Below are 6432 nucleotides of genomic sequence, written 5' to 3' on the forward strand. Positions count from 1 at the left end.
TGGTGTTTGCGTACTCATCCAGGATGACCGGGGCCTCTTCTTCGGTGGCATCCCGACCCAGTACCTTGCGCGCTATCAGCTGGTTCATGTTCAGGTTGGCCTGGTGCAGCCACATACGACGGAGATCATCCGGGGCCAGAGAAAGGCTTTGCAGCTGTTTCTGGATTGTCTCGGCAACCAGTGGCGACACCTCTTTGAATACCTTACGGCCTTGCTGAACGAAGAGCTTGTCCGGTTTTCCGACACCCGAATCGTCGGCGCGGTTCAGAAACCCGAAATTGTTCCGGATGTTATTCGAGAATTTGGTTTTCAGACTGGTACCGAGGATCTCGAAGCCCTGGCCTTTACGAGTATCTTCTTCACGCTCAACCAGAATAGCCGTACAGGCGTCACCGAAAATAAAGTGACTGTCCCGATCGCGGAAGTTCAGGTGGCCCGAACAGATCTCCGGGCTGACCACCAGAACGGCACGGGCACTGCCATTCTCGACAGAATTAACGGCGGCCTGGAGCCCGAACGTAGCGGAGCTGCAGGCTACGTTCATATCGTAGGCAAACCCGTCGATACCCAACGCCTCTTGGACCTCGATAGAAACGGCTGGGTAGGCTCGCTGCAGATTAGAGCAGGCAACAATCACCGCATCAACATCCTCAGCCGACTTGCCCGCTTGTTCCAGCGCCTCACGGCACGCCGTCACGGCCATGTCGCATTGAACCGAGGGCTCTTCGTTGCTGCGATCCGGGATATAGGGTTTCATGCGGTTGGGATCGAGAATGCCATCCTTGTCGATGACATGGCGACGCTTGATTCCCGACGCTTTTTCGATGAACGAAGAGGAGGAAGGCTGCAGTGGCGTTACATCGCCGCTGGCGATGGCGTCTGCGTTCTCGGCGTTGAAAAGTTCAACATACTGGTTAAAGGCTTCGACCAGTTCGTCATTACTAATGGTTGCTGGCGGTGTGTAGAGACCGGTCCCGCTAATAACGGCTTTAATCACGCTAACCCCACGTCATAATAGTGAAAACGGGACACCAGACATCCCGTTTTGTTAATTCGTTGACCTACTGCCGGAAATACTAACACAGTATCGGGCTTTTGCCCGTCGGGTGTCAGTCATGGGCACCGGATTGGTGCGCCCGTTACTGCCTCAGACCTTCGTTTTCTCCCACTGCCGGTCCAATCGTTTTACAGACACAGTCATCACCGTGCCCAGTTGCTGTGCAAAAAACGACACCCGGAATTCTTCCAGCATCCAGCGGTACAGCACCAGCTCGGGGTCTCGAACGCCCTGCCGTTGCTGTTCGTCCCGCTTGACAGCATACCGGGACCAGAGCGGCTCAATGGTGTGGAGAAATTCCCGTTCCCGGCCCATTTCCCGGGGCATCTTCTCCAGCCGAACCAGAGCCGCCTCAAAATAGCGCCCGAATTCCGCCAGCCACTCTGGCGGCGTCTCAACCAGGAATCCCGGATATACCAGGTTCTGCAGCTGAAACTTGAGATCCGCCATGCTGTTGGCCATGGCCAGATTGATCTTACCTTTTAACTGTTTCGCCACTTTTTGGTAACCGGACATGGCCTGATACAACCGTTCGTCTGCCTGCTCCAGTGCAGGGATGAAATCCCCTCGGTGAGCATCAAACACCCTGTCGAAGCCCTCTGCTGTCCTCGGAATTTCGTCCGTAAGAAAGTGCTGCATGGCGGTCGCCAACAGCAGATCGTCCAACAACACTTTCGACTGACCCACCGGAGCAAACATCAGCGCAGATTGTTTAAACCGGGGAAGCTTGCGCTCCAGATCATCAAGGGTTCGGCCAAACCGATTAATGATCAAGCGGGCGATAGCCTTCCGAGTCGTATCTTCAGCGGTCAGCCGGTCAAGACAACGGATCTGGCGTACCTGCTTACCCAGGTCCTCAAGGGCGGGATACACAGTAACCTGCATACCGCCTTTTTCTGTCTGTACCTGTTCAGGCAATGCGCCGAACTGCCATTCCGTGTACTCGCCACTCGGTTCCGTTGCCGCATCATCCTGAGTCGCCGAGGCCAGCGCCTGCTCGGCCTGACCCTCAAGTTGGTGCTGAAGATCTGCCGTTTCTCGGCTCTCTGCAATGGCGCGACCGCCGTCACCCATAACGCGAAGGTTCATCCGCAAGTGTTTTGGCAATTCGCTGTCGGTCCAGGCATCAGGATCAATCTGCACGCCGGTCATGCGCCGCAACTGCTCGCCAAGCTGAAGCGTCAGCGGTTCGTTGGAAGGCTGAAGATTTTCGAGAGCGGCATCCACGAAATCCGGCACCGGAACGAAATTCCGGCGCAATGTCTTGGGCAGGGATTTCACCAGGGCAATGCACTTCTCCCTCAACAGTCCCGGCACCAGCCATTCCAGGCGACGGGACGGTATCTGCTTGAGCGCCATCAAGGGCACCTGAAGCGTAACGCCATCCTTTTCACTGGTGGGTTCGAACTCATAGCTCAGCGGGTAACGAACACCCTCCCACTCCAGATAGTCCGGGTACAGGTCAGCGGCCTTGGCATCAACCGGTCGCTGAAGAATGTCGGTTTCGGTGAGCTCCAGTTCTTTCAACTGTTCCGCCGGTAGCCCTTTCCACCAGGTCTCGAAGTGCCTGCCACTGATGATGTCTGACGGCAGGCGTTCATAATAGAAGGCCACCAGCACTTCATCGTCAACGAGCAGGTCACGCCGCCGGGTCTTCTTCTCCAGATTCTCAACCGTGTCGAGCATTTCCCTGTTACGGGCGATAAAAGGTGCCTTTGATCGGTAATCCCCCTCCACCAGGGCTCGCCGGATAAACAGATTTCGGCATTCCGCCGGATCCACCTTTGCGTAAGGAATGCGGCGCTTGGCCACGATATCGAGGCCGTAAAGGGTAACCTTTTCATAGCCCATCACCTGGGCCCGCTTCTGCTCCCAGTGGGGCTCAAAGTAGTGGTGCTTGACGATATGTCCGGCCAGGGGCTCAATCCACTCCGGTTGAATGGAGGCCACCACCCGGGCGAACACCCGACTGGTCTCCACGATCTCGGTGGCCACAATCCATTTCGGGCCAGTCTTGGCGACCTTCGAACCGGGAAAGATCAGGACTTTCCGGTTTCGTGTTGCCAGGTATTCCTTTTTCTCCACTTTCACCGCCACCTGGCCCAGGAGACCCGCGAGAATCGCCTTGTGCAGCGCTTCGTAACTCGCGGCATCCTTGTTGACCGCCAGCTTTTGTTCCCGGCAGATCAACGTGAGCTGGCGATGGATGTCCCGCCATTCCCGCATCCGCATCCAACTCAGGAAACTCTTCTGGCAGACCTTTTTGAGCTGATTCTGGGACAATTCCTGACGCTGTTCTTCGTAGAAGTTCCAGACATTCAGTAGCGTCAGAAAATCGGATTCTTTGTCATTGAAAGGCGCGTGGGCCTGATCCGCAGCCTGCTGCTTGTCCTGGGGGCGTTCCCGGGGGTCCTGAATACTCAGCCCGGCAATGATCACCAGCGTTTCCGAAAGACTGCCCAGCTCTGCGGCGGTGACCAGCATCCTGGCCAGGCGCGGGTCAAGAGGCAGCCGTGCCATGGTTCGACCAAGGCGGGTGACGCGGCGTTTGTCATCCACCGCGCCCAACTCTTCAAGGAGCTTGTAGCCGTCGTTTACCTGGCGCTTATCCGGCGCCTCAAGAAATGGGAACTGGCGAATCTCCCCCAAACCTGAAGTAGCCATCTGCAGAATGACGGACGCCAGGTTGGTTCGCAGGATTTCCGGATCGGTGTATTCCGGTCGGTTGATAAAATCGGTTTCGTCGTATAGCCGAAAGCAGATGCCCGGTGCCACACGACCGCAACGGCCAGCCCTCTGGTTGGCGCTCGCCTGGGAAATAGGTTCCACCGGCAGGCGCTGGATCTTCGAGCGCACGCTGTAACGACTGATCCGGGCAACACCGGTATCGATCACGTATCGAATACCCGGCACCGTCAGCGAGGTCTCCGCCACGTTGGTGGATAACACGATCCGTCGCCCCTTGTGGGACTGGAAAACCCGATTCTGCTCGGCGTTGCTCAATCGGGAATACAGCGGAAGCACTTCGGTATGGCGCAGGTCGACGTGGCGAAGAACCTTGCTTAGGTTGCGGATCTCGCGCTCGCCGGGCAGAAAAACCAGAATATCTCCAGGCGGCTGTTTCTGGCTGCGTTCGTGCTGCTCGATTTCATCAAGGGCACCCAGCACGCCATCCGTCCAACCCTGATCCCGGTCGTCTTCATCTCCAGTCAGTGGCCGATAGCGCACGTCCACCGGATAGGTTCGGCCGCTCACCTCGATCACGGGCGCCTTGTCGAAGAACTCGCTGAAGCGCTCGACCTCAATGGTGGCCGACGTGATGATGACCTTCAGATCCGGGCGTTTGGGCAAGAGCTGGCGCAGGTAGCCCAGCAGAAAATCGATGTTGAGACTGCGCTCGTGGGCTTCGTCGATGATGATCGTATCGTAGCGGTCCAGAAACCGGTCGTGCTGAACCTCCGCCAGCAGGATGCCGTCGGTCATCACCTTTACACGGGATTGCTCCGAGGTGTTATCGGTAAAACGAACCTGATACCCGATCTGCTGACCGGTCTGCTCACCTATCTCCTCGGCAATGCGGGCAGCCACACTGCGGGCGGCGATCCGCCGGGGCTGGGTATGGCCGATCAGGCCACGAATACCACGACCACTATTCATGCATATTTTGGGTATCTGGGTGGTTTTGCCAGAACCGGTTTCACCCGCAATGATTACCACCTGATGGTTTTCGATGGCCTCACGGATATCATCCACACGCTCGGAGACCGGAAGGCCCTCGGGGAAGCTGGCCGGCTTGTGCAGGGCATGGCGTTGCTGAACCTTTTCAAGCCCGCGCTCCAGCCAGCTGGCCATTTTCTCGAGGTCTTTCTGGCCCGGTTTGCCCTTGGTACGGGCAACCGTTTTCACAATGCGGGCGGCTTCCTGCTGATTGCAGGCGTCCAGCTGCTCCATCATCGCTTTAACGGCGGCTTCGCCATCGGGCTTGGGTTTCGGTGTGCTCGGAGTATCGGAACGGGTGTCTGTCATTGAATTGCCGGAATAGCGCTCACTCGGATTCGATTGGGCGACAGTCTATCGGGAAAGTCGGTTTCTTAAAAACGGAAAAACCCTGCCGAAGCAGGGTTTTCCTTGATTCACCGCCAGAGAAGCTTACTTGTTATTCGCTTCGTCTCGCAGTTCACGGCGGAGAATCTTGCCCACGTTAGTCTTGGGCAGTTCGTCCCGGAACTCAAACTTCTTGGGTACCTTGTAGGCAGTGAGCCGCTCGCGGCAGAATTCCTTGAGCTCGTTTTCCGTGACGCCTTCAGCCGTCGGCACCAGGTAAACCTTGACCGCCTCACCACTCTTGGCATCGGGAACGCCAACCGCGGCGCACTCGACCACTTTCGGATGGCTGCTGACCACATCTTCGATCTCATTCGGGAACACGTTGAAGCCAGAGACAATGATCATGTCTTTCTTGCGATCGACAATACGGATATAGCCGTCTTCCTGAATCAGGGCAATGTCCCCGGTGCGCAGATAGCCATCATCGGTGAAGGACTTCTGGGTATCTTCAGGGCGCTGCCAGTAACCGCGCATAACCTGCGGGCCCTTCACACACAGCTCGCCTGGCTCGCCAAGAGGCGTTTCATTGCCTTCTTCATCCAGGGTTTTAACCACTGTAGACGGAATCGGAAGGCCGATGGTGCCGATCTGAATGGCGCTGTGGGGGTTGAAGGTCACAACCGGGGAGGTTTCGGTCATACCGAAGCCCTCGCAGATCTCACATCCGGTGACCCGCTCCCACATCTTGGCAGTGTCGCTTGTCAGCGCCATACCGCCCGAGGACGTCAGCTTCAGGCTGCTGAAGTCCAGATCCTGAAAGTCTTCGTTGTTGCAAAGCGCGACAAAGAGCGTGTTCAGTCCCAGGAACGCGGTGAACTTGTGGTTCTTCAGCTCTTTCACAAAGCCCGGGATATCACGCGGGTTCGGAATCAGCACGTTGTGCGCGCCGGCCTCAAGCATGATGCCGCAGTTCAGGGTAAAGGAATAAATGTGGTAGAGCGGCAGCGGCGCGATAACAACCTCCTGACCTTCAACCACCATGTCTTCCATCATAGGCCGGGTCTGCAGCAGGTTGGCTACCAGGTTGCCGTGAGTCAGCATCGCGCCTTTCGCCACACCGGTCGTCCCGCCGGTGTACTGAAGCACGGCAATGTCATCCTGCTTGCACTCTACCGGGGTGAATTTTTCACGGGCGCCGGCACTCAGAACGGCAGGCAGCTTGTGGGCCTGGGGCAGATTGAACGGCGGCACCATCTTTTTGACATGCTTGACCACGGCATTCATCAGCGTGCGCTTGATTGGCGAGTGCATATCCGCGATTTCGGTAA

General features: G+C 57.0%; 3 protein-coding genes. All 3 read right to left on the reverse strand.

All coding sequences use genetic code 11. The features are described 5' to 3' along the window. The coding region (locus tag B2W52_RS13775) for a beta-ketoacyl-ACP synthase III (protein WP_286803578.1) at positions 1-997 on the reverse strand (997 nt) is incomplete at its 3' end. Between the two features lie 150 nt (positions 998-1147). Beyond that, positions 1148-5083 carry an ATP-dependent RNA helicase HrpA gene (gene hrpA, locus B2W52_RS13780; protein WP_286803580.1) on the reverse strand — a complete coding sequence of 1312 codons (3936 nt, stop codon included), beginning with the start codon at positions 5081-5083 and terminating at the stop codon, positions 1148-1150. 123 nt (positions 5084-5206) lie between these two features. Continuing rightward, a partial coding sequence (locus B2W52_RS13785; RefSeq protein WP_286803582.1) for an AMP-binding protein occupies positions 5207-6432 on the reverse strand: 1226 nt, incomplete at its 5' end.

This window comes from Marinobacter sp. UBA2498 (assembly GCF_002341575.1).
GTDB lineage: Bacteria > Pseudomonadota > Gammaproteobacteria > Pseudomonadales > Oleiphilaceae > Marinobacter > Marinobacter manganoxydans.